Origin of the sequence: Pseudomonas sp. SM4 (genome assembly GCF_051913165.1) — a bacterium.
Classification (GTDB): domain Bacteria; phylum Pseudomonadota; class Gammaproteobacteria; order Pseudomonadales; family Pseudomonadaceae; genus Aquipseudomonas.
Map to the genome: position 1 here is coordinate 24,714 of NZ_JBODOE010000001.1, position 18,751 is coordinate 43,464.

18 protein-coding genes are annotated in these 18,751 nt (G+C 60.0%); 14 read left to right on the forward strand and 4 right to left on the reverse strand.

Annotated elements, in window-relative coordinates; translation table 11 throughout:
• Positions 1-97 precede the first annotated feature (97 nt).
• The 7 genes from ACQ4MY_RS00090 (at position 98) to ACQ4MY_RS00120 (ending at position 9,298) form a co-directional block, all read left to right on the forward strand.
• Positions 98-1,006, forward strand: coding sequence for an NAD(P)-dependent oxidoreductase (locus ACQ4MY_RS00090; RefSeq protein WP_440093641.1), 909 nt, complete (start codon positions 98-100; stop codon positions 1,004-1,006).
• A gap of 230 nt (positions 1,007-1,236) precedes the next feature.
• Positions 1,237-2,394 (forward strand): oxidoreductase, encoded by a 1,158-nt coding sequence (locus ACQ4MY_RS00095; protein WP_440093062.1) that lies wholly within the window; start codon positions 1,237-1,239, stop codon positions 2,392-2,394.
• 135 nt (positions 2,395-2,529) lie between these two features.
• On the forward strand, positions 2,530-3,630 hold the full coding sequence (locus ACQ4MY_RS00100) for an efflux RND transporter periplasmic adaptor subunit (RefSeq protein ID WP_008083357.1): 1,101 nt from the start codon (positions 2,530-2,532) through the stop codon (positions 3,628-3,630).
• Positions 3,627-6,704, forward strand: coding sequence for a MexW/MexI family multidrug efflux RND transporter permease subunit (locus tag ACQ4MY_RS00105; RefSeq protein WP_008083358.1), 3,078 nt, complete (start codon positions 3,627-3,629; stop codon positions 6,702-6,704). The genes ACQ4MY_RS00100 and ACQ4MY_RS00105 overlap by 4 nt, the downstream gene beginning before the upstream one ends.
• A gap of 10 nt (positions 6,705-6,714) precedes the next feature.
• Positions 6,715-8,166, forward strand: coding sequence for an efflux transporter outer membrane subunit (locus ACQ4MY_RS00110; RefSeq protein WP_440093065.1), 1,452 nt, complete (start codon positions 6,715-6,717; stop codon positions 8,164-8,166).
• A gap of 128 nt (positions 8,167-8,294) precedes the next feature.
• Entirely contained in the window at positions 8,295-8,660 is a 366-nt protein-coding gene (locus ACQ4MY_RS00115) for an ArsR/SmtB family transcription factor (protein ID WP_008083365.1), read from the forward strand.
• 77 nt (positions 8,661-8,737) lie between these two features.
• Positions 8,738-9,298, forward strand: coding sequence for a chorismate--pyruvate lyase family protein (locus tag ACQ4MY_RS00120; protein WP_008083382.1), 561 nt, complete (start codon positions 8,738-8,740; stop codon positions 9,296-9,298).
• A 33-nt stretch (positions 9,299-9,331) separates the two neighbouring features.
• Here ACQ4MY_RS00120 and ACQ4MY_RS00125 read toward each other — a convergent pair whose 3' ends face one another.
• The 3 genes from ACQ4MY_RS00125 to ACQ4MY_RS00135 form a co-directional block, all read right to left on the reverse strand.
• A complete protein-coding gene (locus ACQ4MY_RS00125) occupies positions 9,332-9,607 on the reverse strand; it encodes a LysR family transcriptional regulator (RefSeq protein ID WP_008083384.1) in 276 nt (91 codons plus the stop codon).
• Positions 9,608-9,673: 66 nt separating this feature from the next.
• Positions 9,674-10,180 carry a flavin reductase gene (locus tag ACQ4MY_RS00130; protein ID WP_045123182.1) on the reverse strand — a complete coding sequence of 169 codons (507 nt, stop codon included), beginning with the start codon at positions 10,178-10,180 and terminating at the stop codon, positions 9,674-9,676.
• A gap of 195 nt (positions 10,181-10,375) precedes the next feature.
• Positions 10,376-11,257 (reverse strand): LysR substrate-binding domain-containing protein, encoded by an 882-nt coding sequence (locus tag ACQ4MY_RS00135; protein ID WP_440093068.1) that lies wholly within the window; start codon positions 11,255-11,257, stop codon positions 10,376-10,378.
• 215 nt (positions 11,258-11,472) lie between these two features.
• On the opposite strand from ACQ4MY_RS00135, the gene ACQ4MY_RS00140 reads away from it, so the two are divergent.
• Entirely contained in the window at positions 11,473-12,237 is a 765-nt protein-coding gene (locus ACQ4MY_RS00140; protein WP_440093070.1) for a sulfite exporter TauE/SafE family protein, read from the forward strand.
• On the opposite strand, the gene ACQ4MY_RS00145 is transcribed toward ACQ4MY_RS00140, so the two are convergent.
• Complete coding sequence (locus ACQ4MY_RS00145) at positions 12,227-12,541, reverse strand: putative quinol monooxygenase (protein ID WP_440093072.1); 315 nt, start codon at positions 12,539-12,541, stop codon at positions 12,227-12,229. The two genes, ACQ4MY_RS00140 and ACQ4MY_RS00145, sit on opposite strands and share 11 nt — an antisense overlap.
• Before the next feature lie 185 nt (positions 12,542-12,726).
• On the opposite strand from ACQ4MY_RS00145, the gene ACQ4MY_RS00150 reads away from it, so the two are divergent.
• The 6 genes from ACQ4MY_RS00150 (at position 12,727) to ACQ4MY_RS00175 (ending at position 18,751) form a co-directional block, all read left to right on the forward strand.
• Positions 12,727-13,317, forward strand: coding sequence for an NAD(P)H-dependent oxidoreductase (locus ACQ4MY_RS00150; RefSeq protein WP_440093074.1), 591 nt, complete (start codon positions 12,727-12,729; stop codon positions 13,315-13,317).
• Positions 13,318-13,646: 329 nt separating this feature from the next.
• On the forward strand, positions 13,647-14,558 hold the full coding sequence (locus tag ACQ4MY_RS00155; protein ID WP_053116979.1) for a LysR family transcriptional regulator: 912 nt from the start codon (positions 13,647-13,649) through the stop codon (positions 14,556-14,558).
• Between the two features lie 103 nt (positions 14,559-14,661).
• Positions 14,662-15,555: an NAD-dependent epimerase/dehydratase family protein gene (locus ACQ4MY_RS00160; RefSeq protein ID WP_440093076.1), complete on the forward strand. Its 894-nt coding sequence runs from the start codon at positions 14,662-14,664 to the stop codon at positions 15,553-15,555.
• 149 nt (positions 15,556-15,704) lie between these two features.
• Complete coding sequence (locus ACQ4MY_RS00165) at positions 15,705-15,872, forward strand: hypothetical protein (RefSeq protein WP_400774731.1); 168 nt, start codon at positions 15,705-15,707, stop codon at positions 15,870-15,872.
• A gap of 652 nt (positions 15,873-16,524) precedes the next feature.
• Positions 16,525-17,874, forward strand: a complete 1,350-nt coding sequence (locus tag ACQ4MY_RS00170) for a GntP family permease (RefSeq protein WP_440093078.1) — start codon at positions 16,525-16,527, stop codon at positions 17,872-17,874.
• Between the two features lie 16 nt (positions 17,875-17,890).
• Positions 17,891-18,751, forward strand: coding sequence for a MurR/RpiR family transcriptional regulator (locus ACQ4MY_RS00175; RefSeq protein ID WP_095191405.1), 861 nt, complete (start codon positions 17,891-17,893; stop codon positions 18,749-18,751).

The following is an 18,751-nucleotide window of genomic DNA, read 5'->3' on the forward strand; positions in this document are numbered from 1 at the left end:
TATGTTTGAAACCCTGCCGCGAAGGTTAAATCGTCGCGGCACTTGAAATGTACGCCTGTACACGTACAATCGCAATTGTGCATCATCGTTCGAACGGATTTCGACCACCTCATCTAGACGGGAGCGCGACATGGAACTGGGATTTATCGGCTTGGGCACGATGGGCGCACCGATGGTGCTGAACCTGCTGAAGGCCGGGCATCAGGTGCGTGTGTGGAACCGCTCGGCGGCGCCGTTGCAGGCGCTGGTCAATGCCGGTGCCGAAGCCGTCGACAGCCCGGCGCTCGCGGCTCGCGCCGAGGTGCTGATTTCGATGCTGGGCGACGATGCGGCGATTCGTGCGGTGTTTCTGGATGCCCACGCCATCGACGGTCTGGCGCCCGGCAGCGTTCACGTCAACATGTCCACGGTGTCTGTCGCCCTCGCCCGGGAAATGGCGGCCCTGCACAAGGCGCGCGATGTGGCTTATGTGTCGGCGCCGGTGCTGGGGCGTGTGGATGTCGCGGCCGCCGGCAATCTGAATATCCTCGCCTCAGGCGATGCCGAGGCGCTGGCGCGGGTGCAGCCACTGTTCGATGTGCTGGGGCGCAAGACCTGGCCATTCGGCGAAGACGCAGAACGCGCCTGCGTAGCCAAACTCTCGGCCAATCTGATGATTGCCGCAGCGATTGAGTCGACCGCCGAGGCGTCGACCCTGGCCAACGGTTACGGCATCAGTCGCGCGGATTTCATCGAGATGATCACCTCGACCCTGTTCCCCGTGCCGGTGTATCAGGGCTACGGAAAACTGATGGTCGACAAACAATTCGAGCCCGCCGGGTTCAAGCTGTCGCTGGGGCTCAAGGATGTCCGCCTGGCGCTGGAGGCCGGCGAAGCTGCGCACGTGCCGCTGCCGTTTGCCAGTGTGTTGAAGGACAACTTGCTCGATGGCATGGCCCACGGTCAGGCCGATCAGGACTGGGCGTCACTTTCGCAGGTGAGTGACCGACGCGCTGGCTCAAAGTAATCATGGGGTAGGGCAAGCCGTAACTTCGGTGCAAGTTCGGTGACCACTTTGCGCCTTGAGTTTTAGTTTGAGCGTTAGTTGTCTTTTACTGAAAATATGCAAGAAGTCTGATAATAACGCTTGTCAATGTACGACTGTAGACGTACATTTTTGCCGGGGTTTAACAACAATAAAAGTTCTGTCTGTTTTTTCATCTGCTGACCCTCAATAAATAATAGCTAGGAGCCGTTATGAAGAATCTAATGCAATGGAACAGCCTTCCCTCCGAATCCAATGAATGGCTCGAGAAGGTGCGTGCACTGAACCCGCTGATCGTTCAGCACCGAGATTACAGCGAGCAGACGAACGCGACGCACAAGGACGTAATGTCTCAATTTTTCAAGGACGGTTTTGGCCGCACGTCAGTGTCCAGGGCATTCGGCGGATCCCAGGTCGACATCCAGACCACCTCGGCACTGTTGCTGGAATTTGCCCGGCATGACGCTTCGCTGTCCTGGCAACTGGCCGTGCAGGTGGCCATGGGCCGACTCTCCGATTACTTGCCGGAAAGCACCTCCGAAGCGATCTACAACCACTGCGATGGTTTTGTGATCGGCGCCATTCACTCCGGTGGCGAAGCGCTGCCGATGGGCGACGATTACCTGCTCAGCGGCCGCTGGGCGTTCGCCAGCGGTTCGGCGCATGCCGACTGGCTGGTCTGCACCGCGACCGTCAAAGGCACGGAAAACAACACCACACCTGAAGTGCGAATGTTCTTTGTGCCGGCCAGCCAGTGCAAGATCCTGCCGACCTGGGACACCCTCGGCATGCGCGGCACCGGCAGCCATCACTTCGAATGTTCGCAGGTGCTGGTCAACAAGGCCTTCTCCCTGAACACCGAAAGCCTCAAGCAATCGCCCGAAGCGCGCAGCTCGCGTGCCTACGCTACCGGTTACTACGAGTTCGGTACGCTGGCAGCGATGTCCACCGTGCTGGGCGTTGCCCGCGCGGCGGTCGACCACTTCCGCAACGATCGCGCCGTCAACGCCGATCCAGGCCTTGAAGGGGTAATCTTCGAAAAAACCGGCCGGGCGATCTCTTCGGTGCACACCGCCCAGTTGCTGCTCGAAGACGCGATTCACCAAGTGATCAATCGCGGTGAAACCTTCGGTGAACCGGTCAGTGCGCGCGTCGGCCTGGCGGCTTCAGTGCTCACCGAAAACTCGGTGAACGCGGTCAATCAGATCTTCTCGATGGCCGGTTCGAAAGCGGTTTACAAGTCGCACTTTCTGGAACGTTGCTTCCGCGATATTCATACCGGTTCGAAGCACTTCACCTTGTCGCCTTTGAACTTGCACGGTATCGGTAAATATTATCTGGATAAAACCAATGCGCTGGCAGCGGCTTGACAGATAACTAACAAAACAGGCGCGTTACACGTGAATTGCCACAGGGATATATAGCGCGCCTGTTTTGTGCAACAGCCTTTATTTTCTTAATAACTGAACTTTTGTGCTCGCAATAAAGAGTCAAGGGAGTGCCATATGCTTGCCCGAAATATCATTAAATCGCTGGTTTTTCTTCTCCTCGTACTGATCTTTTCCGCTGTGCTCGGCTGGCGCTTCTGGGCGCCACCGCAAGCCGCTGCCGACCAGCGCATCCCGAGTACGCGGGTCGGTCTGGCCGTGGCCAAAAAACAACCGTACACCTACTACCTTGAAGCGATCGGCAAACTGGAAGCGCAGCGTCAGGTGCTGGTCTCGGCCGAAGTCAGCGGCAAAGTGGTCGACATCGATTTCGAGTCCGGCGATCAAGTGGCGGCGGGGCAGGTGTTGCTCAAGCTCAACGACGCGCCGGAGCAGGGTGAACTGGTGCGCCTCAAAGGCGAGTTCGAATCGGCCAAGGCGCAATTTGCCCGGGTTCAGGAACTGGCCAAAAGCGGTGCAGAAAGCCGCCGCGCCTTCGACAGCGCCCGAGCGCAATACGACGCGGCCAAAGGTGACATGGAGCGCATGCAGGCGCAGATCGCCCAGCGTCATATCCGTGCGCCATTTGCTGGCACCCTCGGTATTCGTCAGGCGCACCTCGGCCAATATCTGCAGGCCGGCAGCGCGGTGGCAACCCTGACGGATCCCGGTGTGCTGCGGGTCAATTTCACCCTCGCCGAGCGCGATGGCTCGCGGGTGCAACTGGGCCAGACCGTGCAGGCCAAGGTCGATGCCTGGGCGGATCAGACGTTCGCCGGGAAGATCGTTGCGGTCGACCCACAGATCAACCAATCCCACACCATCAATGTGCAAGCGGTCATCACCGATACCAAAAAACTCCTGCGCCCAGGCATGTATGCGCGGGTCTCGGTGACGTTGCCGCAGACCGCCGAATTGCTCATCCCGGAAACCGCCATCACCTACAACGCCTACGGCGAGAGTGTGTTCTCGGTCTACACCGACGAAGCCGGTGTGCAGAAGGTCAAGCGTGAAAGCATCAAGGTCGGCGAGCGCCGCGACGGTTGGGCCGTGGTCGACAAGGGCCTGGACGACGGTGCGCAGGTGGTGACTTCGGGTCAATTGAAACTGCATGACGGCGTGGCCGTGGAAGGTATCCCGGACACCATTGCTCTCAAACTCAGCGGGCTGGAAAAATGAATTTCACCGACCTCTTTCTTCGCCGGCCGGTGCTGGCCGTGGTGGTCAGCACGTTGATTCTGTTGTTCGGTGTCCGGGCGCTGATGAACCTGCCGATTCGCCAGTATCCGATGCTGGAAACGTCGACCATCACGGTCACCACCCAGTACCCGGGCGCCTCGTCCGAACTGATGCAAGGCTTCGTCACTCAGCCGATCAGTCAGGCGGTGGCCTCGGTCGAAGGGATCGATTATCTGTCTTCGGCTTCGACTCAGGGCCGCAGCCAGGTGACGATCCGCATGGCGCTCAACAGTGACTCCATCGCGGCGCTGACCGAGGTCATGGCCAAGGTCAACCAGATCAAATATCGCTTGCCCAAGGATGCCTACGACCCGGTGGTGGAACGCACCTCGGGCGGTTTCACCAGCGTGGCTTACGTGGCGTTTGCCAGTTCCAACCTGACCATTCCGGAAATGTCGGACTACATTTCCCGCGTCGTCGAACCGATGTTCGCCGGCATCGAAGGCGTGGCCAAGATCAACATCATGGGCGAGCAGAAACTCTCCATGCGCCTGTGGCTCGACCCGCAACGCCTGGCCGGCTACGGCATGACCGGCCAGGACGTTTCGACCGCCATCGAGGGCAACAACTTCCAGGCCGCACCCGGCCAGGTCAAAGGTTTGTATGTGGTCAGCAACCTGCGGGTCAACACGGACCTGAACAGCGTGGAAGACTTCCGCGACATGGTGCTGCGCAACGATAACGGCCACATCATTCGTGTGCGCGATGTCGGCACGGTCGAGCTGAATGCGGCGTCCACCGATACCAGCGGCGCGATGAGCGATGTGCCGGCGCTGTTCCTCGGCCTCGACGCGGCGCCGACCGGCAACCCGCTGGTGATCGTCAAGCGTGTGCGCGAATTGCTGCCACAAATTCAGGAAACCCTGCCACCGGGCGTGACCGTGCAGATTCCTTTCGAAGTGGCGCACTTCATTCAGTCGTCGATCGATGAGGTGTCTTACACCCTGCTCGAAGCGCTGGTGATCGTGGTGCTGGTGATCTACCTCTGCCTGGGCACGTTCCGTACGGTATTGATTCCGTTGGTGACGATTCCGCTGTCGATGCTCGGCGCGGCGATGCTCATGCAGATGTTCGGCTTCAGTCTCAATTTGTTGACCCTGCTCGCCATGGTCCTGGCCATCGGGCTGGTGGTGGACGACGCCATCGTCGTGGTGGAAAACGTCCACCGGCATATCGAGGAGGGCAAGACTCCGTTCGATGCGGCGTTGATCGGTGCGCGGGAAGTGGCCGGGCCGGTGGTGGCGATGACCTTCACGCTGGCGGCGGTGTATGCCCCGATCGGCTTGATGGGCGGCCTGACCGGCACGCTGTTCAAAGAGTTCGCGTTGACCCTGGCCGGCGCCGTGGTGATTTCCGGCATCGTCGCGCTGACCTTGTCGCCGATCATGAGTACGCGTTTGCTGGATGCGAAAACCAGTGAAGGGTTCATGGCGGTCAAGGCCGATCGCTTCTTCCAGAATCTGGCTCGCCGTTACGGCGCGTTGCTCGGCGGTTCGCTGGCGAAGCGCTGGATCAGTCTGACCGTGGCGCTGGTGATCTTCTTCAGCCTGCCGTTCCTCTATCGCTCGGCGCAGACCGAACTGGCACCGCTGGAAGACCAGAACATTCTGCTGACCGCGATCAAAGCGCCGCAGCACGCCAACCTCAATTACCTCGAAGCGTACGCGCACAAACTCTACGAGACCTTCAACGAAATTCCCGAGGGTTACAGTAACTGGGTGGCCAACGGCACTGACGGCCTGTCCAACAGCGTCGGCGGGATCAACCTGGTCGATTGGGAAAAACGTGGCCGCGATGCCAATACCATTCAGCCGGACTTGCAGGCCCGGGTGAACCAGATCGAAGGCACGAGCATTTTCGTCTTCCAGATGCCGCCTCTGCCGGGCTCCACCGGTGGCTTGCCGGTGCAGATGGTTATTCGCAGCGATCAGGAATACCTGGCGCTGTTCAACGTGATGGATCAGCTCAAGCAAGCGGCGCAGGCCAGCGGTCTGTTCGCGGTGGTCGACAGTGATCTGGACTTCAACAATCCCGTGGTGGAGATTCAGGTCGATCGCGCCAAGGCGAACGCCTTGGGCATTCGCATGCAGGACATTGGCGAGACGCTGAACAGTCTGATCGGCGAAAAGTACGTCAACCGGTTCTCCTTCCACGGGCGTTCGTATGACGTGATTCCACAGTCGATCTCTTCGGACCGCCTGACCCCGGAAACCCTCAAGCTCTACTACGTCAAGGATCAGAAGGGCAATCCGGTGCCGTTGTCGACGCTGGCCACCCTCAGCGTCAAGGTCGAACCGAACCGCCTGACCCAGTTCAACCAACAGAACTCTGCGACGTTCCAGGCCATTCCGGCACCGGGCGTGACGTTGGGTGCTGCGGTGGAGTTCCTGCAAAAACAATCGGAAAGTTTCCCCGCCGGTTTCAGTTTCGACTGGCAGTCCGACGCGCGCCAATACGTGCAGGAAGGCAACAGCCTGGCGTTCACCTTCGGTCTGGCCCTGGTGATCATCTACCTGGTGCTGAGCGTGCAATACGAGAGCTTCCGCGATCCGTTCATCATCCTGATCAGCGTGCCGCTGTCGATCTGTGGCGCATTGGTGCCGCTGGCGCTGGGCATGACTTCGATGAACATCTACACGCAGATCGGTTTGATCACGCTGATCGGCTTGATCAGCAAGCACGGGATTCTGATGGTCGCGTTTGCCAACGAACTGCAACGCAAGCAGGGCATGGACCGCGTGCAAGCCATTCAGCACGCCGCGCAAGTACGCCTGCGGCCAATCCTGATGACCACCGCGGCGATGGTGGTCGGTCTGGCGCCGTTGTTGTTCGCCAGTGGTGCCGGCGCCAACAGCCGTTTCGGCCTGGGCTTGGTGATTGTGGTGGGGATGCTCATCGGTACGTTGTTCACCCTGTTCATTCTGCCGTCGGTCTACACCCTGCTGAGTTCGATCAAGCAGCCGGCCCGCGTCACTGAAGCCGCCATGGCCGGTGCGCCGCAACCCACCTTGTGAGGACGTTTTCATGTATCGGATTACACGCTTCATGCTGGCGCCCCTGGCCGTTTCCATCCTGTTGTCGGCAGGCTGTGTGAACTACGCCGGGATCAATCACCAGGGCAAATTGTTGTCGCTTGGCGAGGCGTCTTCCGACAGTCTCAAGGACACCCTGCCGCCGGCCGCCTGGCCGCGCAGCGATTGGTGGGCGACGCTGGGCGATCCACGCCTCGGCGCGCTGATCGAGGAGGCCTATGCCAGCAACCCGGACCTGCAGGAAGTCACGGCGCGGGTGGCCAAGGCCAATGCCTTTCTCGACTTGCGCGACGCCGAGCGCTACCCGCAAATGGACGCGGCGGCCGGTGTCACCCGTGGTCGTTTGTCGAAGTTCGAGGACTACAGCGGCGAGGGGCACCAGTACTTCACCGCACGCAATCTGGCGGTCAATTTCAACTACACCTTCGACCTCTGGGGCGGCCAGCGTGCCGCCTGGGAGTCGGCGCTCAACGGCGCGATGGCGGCCGAAGTCGATCTGCAATCGTCGCGCCTGATTCTGACGGTCAACGTGGTCAAGGCCTACAACCAGTTGGCTTACGCCTGGCAGGTGTCGGAGCTCAATCGCCGCGACCTGGAGCGCCTGAGCAAACTGGTCGAGCTGACCGATTCACGCTACGGCTCGGGGCTGGATAACCTGTCGCAACTCAAGCAGGTACAGAGCCTCAAGGCGCGTTCGGAGTCGACGCTGATCGGCGCCAACGAGGACATCGAAATCGCTCGCTTGCAGTTGTCGGCGCTGATCGGCAAAGGCGTTGATCGTGCGCACACCATCGAGCGTCCGGCGAGTCTGCAAGCCAGCGTCGTGGCGTTGCCCGCGCAATTGCCGGCGCAACTGCTCGGGCGTCGCCCGGACATCGTCGCGGCGCGCTGGCGCGTCGAAGCCGAGAACAAAAACATCGAAGCGGTGAAGACCACGTTCTACCCCAACATCAACCTGGTGGCTGCGGCGGGTTCGCACGCGCTGACGGGGGACGCGCTGTTCGCCGGGGTCAGTAAGTTCTGGAACGTTGCGCCGACCGTGACGCTGCCGATCTTCGATGCCGGGCGCCTGCGCTCCGACCTCAAGGCTGGCAATGCACAGCTGGACAGCTCGATCGCGCAGTACAACCGCGTGCTCAGTTCGGCCCTGCACGAAGTGGCGATTTCGGTGACGCAACTGCGCTCTTTCGAGCAGCAGATTGTCGTGCAGCGCGATGCCTGCACGATTGCCCAGTCGTCTTACGATCTGTCGCAGTCACGCTACAAGGCCGGAGAGGACACGTTCCTCGATGCGCTAAACATCGAGCAACAATTGATTCAGGACGAAATGCGTCTGGCGTTCCTCAACAGCAAGCACATCGACAGCTCGATTTCGTTGATGGCAGCGCTGGGCGGCGGGTTCCAGGAGCAACCGTTGCAGGCGGCGCAGAGCGCCGGGCTGTAGTGACAGACGTGGCGTAGCCAGCGGGACGGCTGTCGCCGGGAGGGGCTTGTTGTGTATAGTCTTACTGTTCTCGTATAGACGAATTCAAGCAAGTTTTCTCCCGCCTATATCATCAAAGGTACCTACCTATGAACGTCCCGAATCACCCCAATCAGGACCAGATCCTTTTGGAGAATGTTCTGTCCGCATTGGGCAGTCCGTTGCGTCTGACTGTCTTGAAAGTCTTGGCCGATGGCCAGGAACATCCTTGCGGCCGGATCCTCAAGGGCGCCTCGAAGTCGACCATGACTCACCACTGGCGGGTCCTGCGTGACAGCGGTCTGATTTGGCAACGGCCGTACGGTCGGGAAAACCTGCTGTCGCTGCGTCGCGAAGACATGGACCTGCGGTTTCCCGGCTTGCTTGATTCGCTACTCACGGCGGTCAAGTTCGACGAGCAGACCGTCGATGTGATCAGCAAGCACGAAGTGACCGAAGACAGCAGTACGCAATGACCACGACGTTGCGCTGAAGGCCGTGTTCTTCAGCGCCAGCAATACAATGACGATCAACAGGGAGGTTGAGTGCGGGTATGGATACGAGTCATTACTGGTCGTCACGACCACTGGCGCAATTGAGCGGTGCGGAACAGCACTGGCTGTTTCTGCCGGGAGCGCTGACGCCGCGTCTGAAAGCCATGGGTGCCTATTCGATCGAAGTGGTCGAGCAGTTCCAGGGCGCGCTCAACCCGGATGAGGCGCAAGCCTTGAACGTCCCCGCGGCCAGCACTGGCTGGGTGCGTGAAGTGGTGATGAAACTCGATGGCGAGGCGTGCGTGACCGCGCGCAGCCTGACCAGCATGCCGGCGTTGCACAGCGACTGGTCGGAGTTGAACAACTACGGCGGACGACCATTGGCGGAGATTCTCTACACGTCGGAGCAGACCCTGCGCGAGCCGTTTCAGTGCGCCGTGTTAGCCCCCGGCGCGCCGCTGACGGCACTCTCCCATCGCTTCGCACCGCAGGCCAAACGCCTGCTGGCGCGGCGCTCGCGTTTCACCCGCAATGGCTCGCCGCTGTTGGTCAGTGAATGTTTTTTGCCCGCGTTCTGGGCGCGGGTCGAGTACGCCTCGGGCCTGAAATCCGCCTCGTGAATTAAAGCCTTGCGGGAGCCAGCTCCCGCAAGTTCAGAGCCGAATCACCGCTTCGATCTGGCTGATCGCCGGCGTCAATGCCTGCGCCAGTTGCTGGGCTTTGCAGGTGGGGTGCATGGTTCTCGACGAGCGCAGAAACAGCGGGTCATCAAAGCGCTTGCGCAACCGCGCGAGCGACCCGCTGATGGCCGGTTGTTTGACGTTCAGCCGCTCGGCCGTGCGCGATACGCTGCGTTCACGAAACAACACCAGAAAGATGATGATCAGGTTCAGGTCGATATCCGCGAAGTTGTCTTCATTGAATAGCATGGTCACTTCCCTGTTTAGACCTGGAGGCCGGCGTGCAGACTGCCGCACGCCGGCCTCCAGGGATAATCACTGATCCGGGGCCAGGCGCAACTCGTCGTTCAGACGGTAGTAATTGCGATTGAAATAGACGAGGCCTTCCGTGGCTTCGCTGTGCTGCAGTTCGAGGATTTCACAGTAAAAAATGCTGTGAGTGCCGACCTCGTCGATCTTCGCGACACGGCAGTCAAGGCTGACCAACGCCTCGGCGATAACCGGCGAACCGGTCACCAGGGTCTGGCAGTTCACGCTGGAAAAGCGCTCCTGCATGGTCAGTTGCCGGTTGGCGAACGCCCCGGACGTCGACTGATGCCCACCGGTCAAGACGTTCACACACAGCACACCGTTGGTTTTGAAATGCTCGTGATTGGACGACGAGCGATTGACACACACCAGCAGCGTTGGCGGCGAATCCGTCACGCTGCACACCGCCGAAGCGGTAAACCCGAAACGCCCGGCAGGGCCATCGGTTGTGACGATGGTGACGGCACTCCCCAGCATCGCCATTGCATTACGAAACTCCGTTGAATCAACCACAGCGTCACCTCATTCCATGTAGGTCATTGGGAGCCGATCCGTTCTTCCTTGTCCGTTGTCGTTGTGCGAAAACGGTATCGGGCAACACGTTCGCTCTGCCGATATAGTACGTATGTATACGTACCTTGCAAGCTATTCCTTGTGCTTATTTTGCAGAAAAATATGCCAGCCTGATCGGTCGCCAGTGCTCTGTTCTCAAGTGTCAGACAAGGCCTGCAGCAGGGACTTGGCATACGTCGGCAACGCGTCGAATTCGCGCGCGCACAGCAGCAGTTTTCGTCGCGCCCACGGCTCATTCAGCGCCAGGCTTTTCAACGATTGCGAGGGCGCGCGCTCGATGGCTGCCAGGGGCACGATGGCAATGCCTGCGCCCATCGCAACCATGCGCAGCACGCCATCAAAACCGTCGGCGCGGATGCGAATCTGCATCCGTGCGCCGGCGTGCAGCGCTTGCTCTTCCAGGTACACCGCCAGTGCGCTGTCGGCGCGCAGCCCGACGAAGTCGTGGCGCAAGGTGTCGCTGAAACTGACTTCGCTCAAGCCGGACAAAGGATGATCGCAGGGCAGGATCAGCACCAGTGGATCGTCGCGAAATGCTCGGGTCTGCAAATCGGTGGTGTCGACCGCGTCGGAAACGATGCCGATGTCCGCCGCGCCCTGGCGCAATGCGTGGGTAATGCGCGCGCTGGGCAGCTCCTGCAGATCGATGTCGAGATTGCGATGGTGTTGCAGGAATTCGGCGAGCACTTCCGGCAAGTATTCAGTGATCGCTGTGGTGTTGCACAGCAGGCGCACCTGGCCTTTGACACCTTGCGCGTAATCCGCCAGATCCTGCTGCATGCGTTCGGCCTGTTGCAGGAGCACGCGAGCATGTTGCGCCAGCGCGGTGCCGGCGGGTGTGGGGGTGACACCGCGACGGCCACGCTGGAGAAAATCAACGCCCAGCGAGGCTTCCATCGCACGGATTCTGGCGCTGGCGGCGGCGAGGGAAAGATGGCTGCGAGCGGCGCCGGCGGTGATGTTGCCGGTGTCGAGGATGTGCAGGTAGAGGCGCAGGTCGGTGAGGTCGAAGTGCATGTCGGCAGCCGCTGAATTTGTGGGGTTTAAGCAGGGCCCCATCGCTGGCAAGCCAGCTCCCACAGGTTCAGCGTTGATCACAAGTTTTGTGCACGACACAAAACACTGTGGGAGCTGGCTTGCCAGCGATGAGGCCTTCAGCCTCTCGAAATTCCAGAGGCAGCCTCAGTATATGGCAGATTTTCACCCCGTCCCGACTGGCGCACAGTAACGCCATGAACACACTCGCAGACTTCTACCAGAATCTCGGCCTGACCCTGTCCTTGCTGGTCATCGCCACCTTCATTCTCGCCGGCCTGATCAAAGGCATCATCGGCCTTGGCCTGCCCACCGTCGCCATGGGCCTGCTCGGTCTGGCTATGGCACCCTCGCAGGCAGCCGCGCTGTTGATCATCCCGGCGACGCTGACCAACCTCTGGCAACTGGCATTCGGCGGGCATCTGCAAGGGCTGATCAAACGCCTTTGGCCGATGTTGCTGATGATCTTCCTTGGCACCGGCATCGGCACCTTGTGGATCGGCATGGCCGGCGGACATTGGGTGGTGCGCGGACTCGGTGCGGCGTTGTTGCTGTATGCGCTGAGCGGCTTGTTTCTGCCGACGCTCAGCGTAAAACCCCGTCATGAAGGCTGGCTTGGCCCGCTCTGTGGTTTGATCACCGGCATCATCACCTCCGCCACCGGCGTGTTCGTGATTCCGGCGGTGCCCTATCTGCAGGCGCTGGGTTTGAGCCGTGACGAACTGGTGCAGGCGCTTGGCCTGTCGTTCACCGTCTCGACCCTGGCGCTGGCCGGCGGCCTGCTCTGGCGTGGCGCACTCGGCGGCGGTGAATTGAGCGCTTCGTTGCTGGCGCTGATTCCGGCGGTGCTGGGCATGTTGCTCGGCCAATGGCTGCGGCAACGCATCAGCGCTGTGTTGTTCAAGCGCGTGTTCTTCATTGGACTGGGCGCGCTCGGCGCCCATTTGTTGATCAGCGGTTAGCCGAGGCTGCGCTGAGCATGTCGATGGCGCGGATATCGAAATCGCGCTCCAGATAGTCCATACGCTCTGCAAAAAATGCCTTCATGTGCGGCAGGTTCGAGTGCACATCCAGGTGCGCCTGGCTCTCCCAGATCTCGTAAAAGATAAACAGCGACGGATCTTCCTTGTCGCGCAGCATGTGGTATTCGATGCAACCAAGCTCGGCGCGGCTTGGTTCAACATAGGCGCGAAACAGCGCCTCGAAGGCCGCGGATTTTTCCGGGCGGGTCTTGGCGTGCAGGATGAAACCCTGGCGTTCACTCATCTCAAATACCTCCTCAAATGCAGATGGCCGCGCATGCTATGGCAATAATCGGCATTCGATTCGTGCTTTTCAGTCAAATGTATTTTGCGTAATCACGGCTTATTCCGCGCGAGGCGGACGGTTAATCTGCCGCCATTCCAGTTTCCCTTCTCACTCCAGCCCAATGGCTGCGCCGAGGTTTTGTCATGAAAAAAGTGCTGTTGCTCAATGGCGGTAAAAAATTCGCCCACTCCGACGGTCGCTACAACGCCACCCTGCACGAAGCTGCGCTGGGCGTGCTGGATCGTGGCGGGCTCGACGTTAAAACCACTTTCATCGACGAGGGTTACGACGTCGCGGAAGAAGTGGCCAAATTCCTCTGGGCCGACGTGATCATTTATCAGATGCCGGGCTGGTGGATGGGCGCGCCGTGGACGGTGAAAAAGTACCTCGACGAAGTCTTCACCGAAGGCCATGGCAGCCTCTACGCCAGCGATGGCCGCACCCGCTCCGACGCCTCGCAGAAGTACGGCAGCGGCGGTCTGATTCAGGGCAAGCAATACATGCTGTCGCTGACCTGGAACGCACCGCAGCAAGCGTTCGATGACCCGACAGATTTCTTCGAGGCCAAAGGTGTTGATGCGGTGTACTTCCCGTTCCACAAGGCCAATGAGTTTCTGGGCATGACCGCATTGCCGACGTTCTTGTGCGTGGACGTAATGAAACGCCCGAACATCGAGGGTGATGTGGCGCGTTATGAGCAGCATCTGACCGAGGTGTTTGGCCTTAAGGCTTGAGGCTGCCACCTGTGCCCAGGGGATTAATCTGGGGTTATGGGTTTTATTGTGGTGAAGAGATTTATTGTTGAGGGGATGTACCTGTGGTGGGATTTATTGTTGAGGGGATTTATCTGTGGTGATGGGATTTATTGTGGCGAGGGGATTTATCCCCGATGGGTCGCGCAGCGGCCCCGCGCTTGATCCTGAAACAGAGCGGGCCTGCTGCGCAGTCCATCGGGGATAAATCCCCTCGCCACAAGTAGATCTCTGTGAACAGAAAATTCCCCACCCGCTCAAGCCATTCCTTCACCACAATACAGGGGTGATGACCATCCTAAGGGACACCCGTGAAAGCCAGATCCGATGAGTTGCAGATTTTCGTCTGTGTGATCGAGTGCGGTTCCATCTCCGCCGCCGCCGAGCAAGTCGGCCAGACGCCGTCGGCCGTCAGCCGCACGCTGTCGAAGCTGGAAGCCAAACTCGACACCACGCTGATCAACCGCACCACGCGGCGCATGGATCTGACCGAGGAGGGCAAGTACTTCTTCGAACACGCCAAGCTGATTCTTGATCAGATGGATCAACTCGAAGAACGCCTGTCCTCGCGCCAGCAGACCCCGTCCGGGCGTCTGCGTATCAACGCCGCGTCGCCGTTCATGCTCCACGCGGTGGTCCCCTACATCGACGAATTTCGCCGGCTCTACCCGGACATCCAGCTCGAACTCAACAGCAATGACCTGATCATTGACCTGTTGGAACAAAGCACCGACATCGCCATCCGCATCGGCACCCTCGCCGATTCGACGCTGCACGCGCGTTCGCTCGGTTGCAGTCCGCTGCTGATCGTCGCCAGCCCTGCGTATCTGGAAAAACATGGCGCGCCACAGCAAGTCGCCGATCTGAGCGAGCACACCTTGCTCGGCTTCACTCAGAACGAAGGCCTCAACCAATGGCCGCTGCGTTACGTGCACGGTGACCGCTGGCCGATCACCCCGGCGATCAGCGCTTCCAGCGGCGAGACCGTGCGGCATCTGGCGCTGGAAGGGCAGGGCATTGCTTGCCTGTCGCACTTCATGACCATCGACGACATCCGCGCCGGCCGTTTGAAAGTCCTGCTCGGCGAATTCAACAGCGGTTATCGCCAGCCGATCAACGCGGTGTACTACCGTAACTCGCAATTGGCGTTGCGCATTCAGTGCTTCCTCGACTTCATTCAGAGCAAACTCGCCGCCTACGCCAGCGCCGATTTCAAGGGCTGATTCGTGACCTCTACGCAAGAGTGAATTGGCCGAGGGCGGGTTTTTCCCTCCGGCTCACGGGCCGATACTCGTCCCATCACTTACTCACGCAGGGAGTTTCTCCATGAACGTATTCATCACCGGCGCTGCCGGTTTTATCGGCGGCTCGATCGCTACCGGTCTGGTTCAGGCCGGGCATAACGTCACCGGGCTCGTGCGCAGCACCGAACAGGCTGCCGAGCTGAAAGCGTTGGGCATCACCGCGGTTATCGGCACGCTGGATGACAAAGCACTGCTCGCCGAACAGGCCAGCGCCGCTGACGCCGTCATCAACGCCGCCAGCAGCGACCATCGCGGCGCCGTCGAAGCCTTGCTCGATGCTTTGCGCGGTACCAACAAAGTCTTTCTGCACACCAGCGGTTCGAGCATCGTCGGTGACGCGTCGGGCGGTAAATCCAGCGACGTCATCTACTTTGAAGACAACCTGCCGGAGCCGACCGTCGACAAGGCCGCACGCGTGGCCATCGACAACCTGATCCTCGCCGCGGCAAAGGATGGCGTGAATTCCGCCGTCATCTGCAACACGCTGATCTACGGCCACAGCCTGGGCGTCAATCGCGACAGCGTGCAACTGCCGCGATTGCTCAAGCAAGCGCGCAAAAGCGGCGTGGTGCGCCACGTCGGCACAGGCCAGAACATCTGGTCCAACGTGCACATCGAAGACGTCGTCGCCCTCTACCTGCTGGCGCTGACCAAAAACGTCCCGGGCACGTTCTACTTCGTCGAAAGCGGCGAAGCGTCGTTCATCGACATGACCACCGCCATGGCCCAAGCGCTGAACCTGGGCCAACCGCAAGACTGGCCATTGAAAGACGCCGAAGCCGAATGGGGCTACGAAATGGCCAACTACGGCCTCGGCTCCAACAGCCGAGTGCGCGGCAAACATGCGCGCGAACTGCTGGGCTGGACGCCGAAACGCACGTCAGTGGTTGAATGGATTCGTAACGAAATGGTGTGATGGGTGTTTGAGCCCCGCCGGGCTTTGCTATCACCCTTCAGAACGGCTGCCATCGGGCAGCCGTTTTCGTTTCAGGCTTTGCGCTTGTATTGCCTCAGACCTATGGTGCTCTGAACGTCGCCAGTTCAGCAGGTACAGGTAATGGACGCTTGTCGCGATTATTGGCGGACGTCATGGCCGTGCAGGCGGGCTACGTGCCGCTGGATTACAGCAGTTGGGAACGAAACAAAGAGGCTTATTTTGCAGCAATCAGTCAGGGGCTGAACTGCAACTACGAACCCATGGAGTATTGGGTTCGGCAGGCATTGTGGACTTGAAGTCGACGCTACTTGGCCAGGGACAAATTTAGAAACTTACTGGATCTGACTTTGAGTTTGCGCTCAATTGCCTCGACACTTTGGCCCGTCTCTATGGCTGTCGAGCTGGCGATTGCGCGGATCAGAGTATCGGCTGTCAGTTTTTTTCTGGTGCGACGTGCGGAGGTCATGGCGGGGACTCTACGGAATTTGTAAGGCGAGTATAGCGCTTGGCTGGCTTAGAGAAACACAACGTAAGGCTGGACGCGAACCTGTGGGAGCTGGCTTGCCAGCGATAGCGGTTCACCAGTCAGCATCTAAGTTGAATGTGCAGCCGTCATCGCTGGCAAGCCAGCTCCCACAGGTTATCCGCGTTCTGTCTGACGCAATGCGCTCAAACTGTAGGAGCAAAGCTTGCTCGCGAAAGCGCCGTGTCAGTCGGCAGTGATTTTGGATGTGACACCGTCTTCGCGAGCAAGCTCAGCTCCTACAGGTCTTGTGTGGACATGAAAATTCGCTGAGTGGATTTTCATTAATCACGACAAAACATATCCATTTACGACATCCCTTGCCTCTCCACGAAAATTACTTTCATGCGGTTTGAAATTTCGATCTCGAAATGATTTATGAGTTTCACAACCCATTCGAACGTGACCCTTTCGAGGAGTACCGCATGACGCCTTCCTTCGGCTATTGGCTGCTGGTGTATGCCGCCGTCGCCATCATCGCTTTGATCGTTCTGATCGCCCGTTACCGGCTCAATCCGTTCATCGTCATCACCCTGATTTCCATCGGCCTGGCGCTGGTGGCCGGGATGCCGGCCTCCGGGGTTGTCGGGGCGTATGAGGCCGGGGTGGGCAAGACGCTGGGGCATATTGCGCTGGTGGTGGCGCTGGGGACGATGCTTGGCAAGATGATGGCCGAGTCCGGCGGTGCCGAGCAGTTGGCGCGCACGTTGATCGATAAATTCGGTGAAAAGAACGCGCACTGGGCAATGGTCTGCATCGCGTTTCTGGTCGGGCTGCCGCTGTTCTTCGAGGTCGGTTTTGTCTTGCTGGTGCCGATTGCGTTCACCGTGGCGCGCCGCGTGGGTGTGTCGATTCTGATGGTCGGTTTGCCGATGGTCGCCGGCCTGTCGGTGGTGCATGCGCTGGTCCCGCCGCACCCGGCGGCGATGCTCGCTGTGCAGGCTTATCAGGCGTCGGTCGGGCAAACCTTGCTGTATGCGATCGCCATCGGCATTCCGACGGCGATTATCGCCGGCCCGCTGTACGCCAAATTCATCGTGCCGCGCATTAACTTGCCGGCGGATAACCCGCTGGAAAAACAATTCCTCGACCGCGAACCGCGCGACAAGCTGCCGGGTTTCGGCATCACCATGGCGACCATTCTGTTGCCGGTGGTGTTGATGCTGATCGGCGGTTGGGCCAACCTGATTTCCACGCCGGGCAGCGGTTTCAACCAGTTCCTACTGTTCATCGGCAACTCGGTGATCGCGCTGTTGCTAGCGACTTTACTGAGTTTCTGGACGCTGGGTATCGCTCAGGGTTTCAGCCGTGAATCGATCCTCAAGTTCACCAACGAATGCCTCGCGCCAACGGCCAGTATCACTTTGCTGGTCGGCGCTGGCGGCGGTTTGAACCGCATTCTGGTCGACGCGGGCGTCACCGATCAGATCGTCGGCCTCGCTCACGAATTCCACCTGTCGCCGCTGATCATGGGCTGGCTTTTTGCAGCGCTGATGCGCATCGCTACAGGCTCGGCGACCGTGGCCATGACCACCGCGTCCGGCGTGGTCGCGCCGGTGGCCATTGGTCTGGGTTATCCACACCCTGAGCTGTTGGTGCTGGCGACCGGCGCCGGGTCGGTTATCTTTTCCCACGTCAACGACGGCGGCTTCTGGTTGATCAAGGAATACTTCAACATGACGGTCGCGCAGACGTTCAAGACCTGGACCGTGCTTGAGACGCTGATCTCGGTAGTCGCGTTCGGCCTGACCGTCGGCCTTTCTTACCTGCTGTAACCGGAGCCCGCCGACCATGGACATCCTCTACCAGATTCGCGCCCGTCAGGATTCCTTCAGCGCCGGCGAAGGCCGTATCGCCCGGCTGATGCTCGACGATGTCGGTTTCGCCGCCAGCGCCAGCCTCGAAGACCTCGCGCAACGCGCCGAAGTCAGCACCGCCACGCTGTCGCGTTTTGCCCGCACGGTCGGTTGCCGCGACCTGCGTGATCTGCGCCTGCAACTGGCCCAGGCCAGCGGGGTTGGCAGCCGTTTTCTCGACCCGGCGGGCACGCCTGAACAGTCGGCGTTCTACGGCCAGATCGTCGGCGACATCGAAACCACGCTGCGCCAGCATCTGGCCGGATTCGATGAATCACGCTTCGCCGATGCAGTGAAACTGCTCGGCCAGGCACGGATGATTCACGCCTTCGGCATGGGCGGTTGCTCGACGCTGTGCAGTGATGAATTGCAGGTACGGCTGGTGCGCCTCGGCTATCCGATTGCGGTGTGTCATGACGCGGTGATGATGCGCGTCACCGCCGCCAGCCTCAACGCCGAGCAAGTGCTCATCGTCTGCTCGCTGACCGGCATCACCCCGGAGCTTTTGGAAACGGTGGAACTGGCGCGCAACTACGGCGCGCGCATTCTCGCCATCACCCGCGCTGACTCGCCGCTGGCGGAACTGGCCGACATCGTCCTGCCGCTGCAAGGTGCGGAAACCTCGTTCATCTACAAACCGACGGCGGCGCGCTACGGCATGCTGCTCGCCATCGACGTGCTCGCGACCGAGCTGGCGCTGGCCAATCCTGAAGACAATCAAGAACGTCTGCGGCGGATCAAACTGGCCCTCGACGAATACCGTGGCGGCGACGATCACCTGCCGCTGGGAGACTGA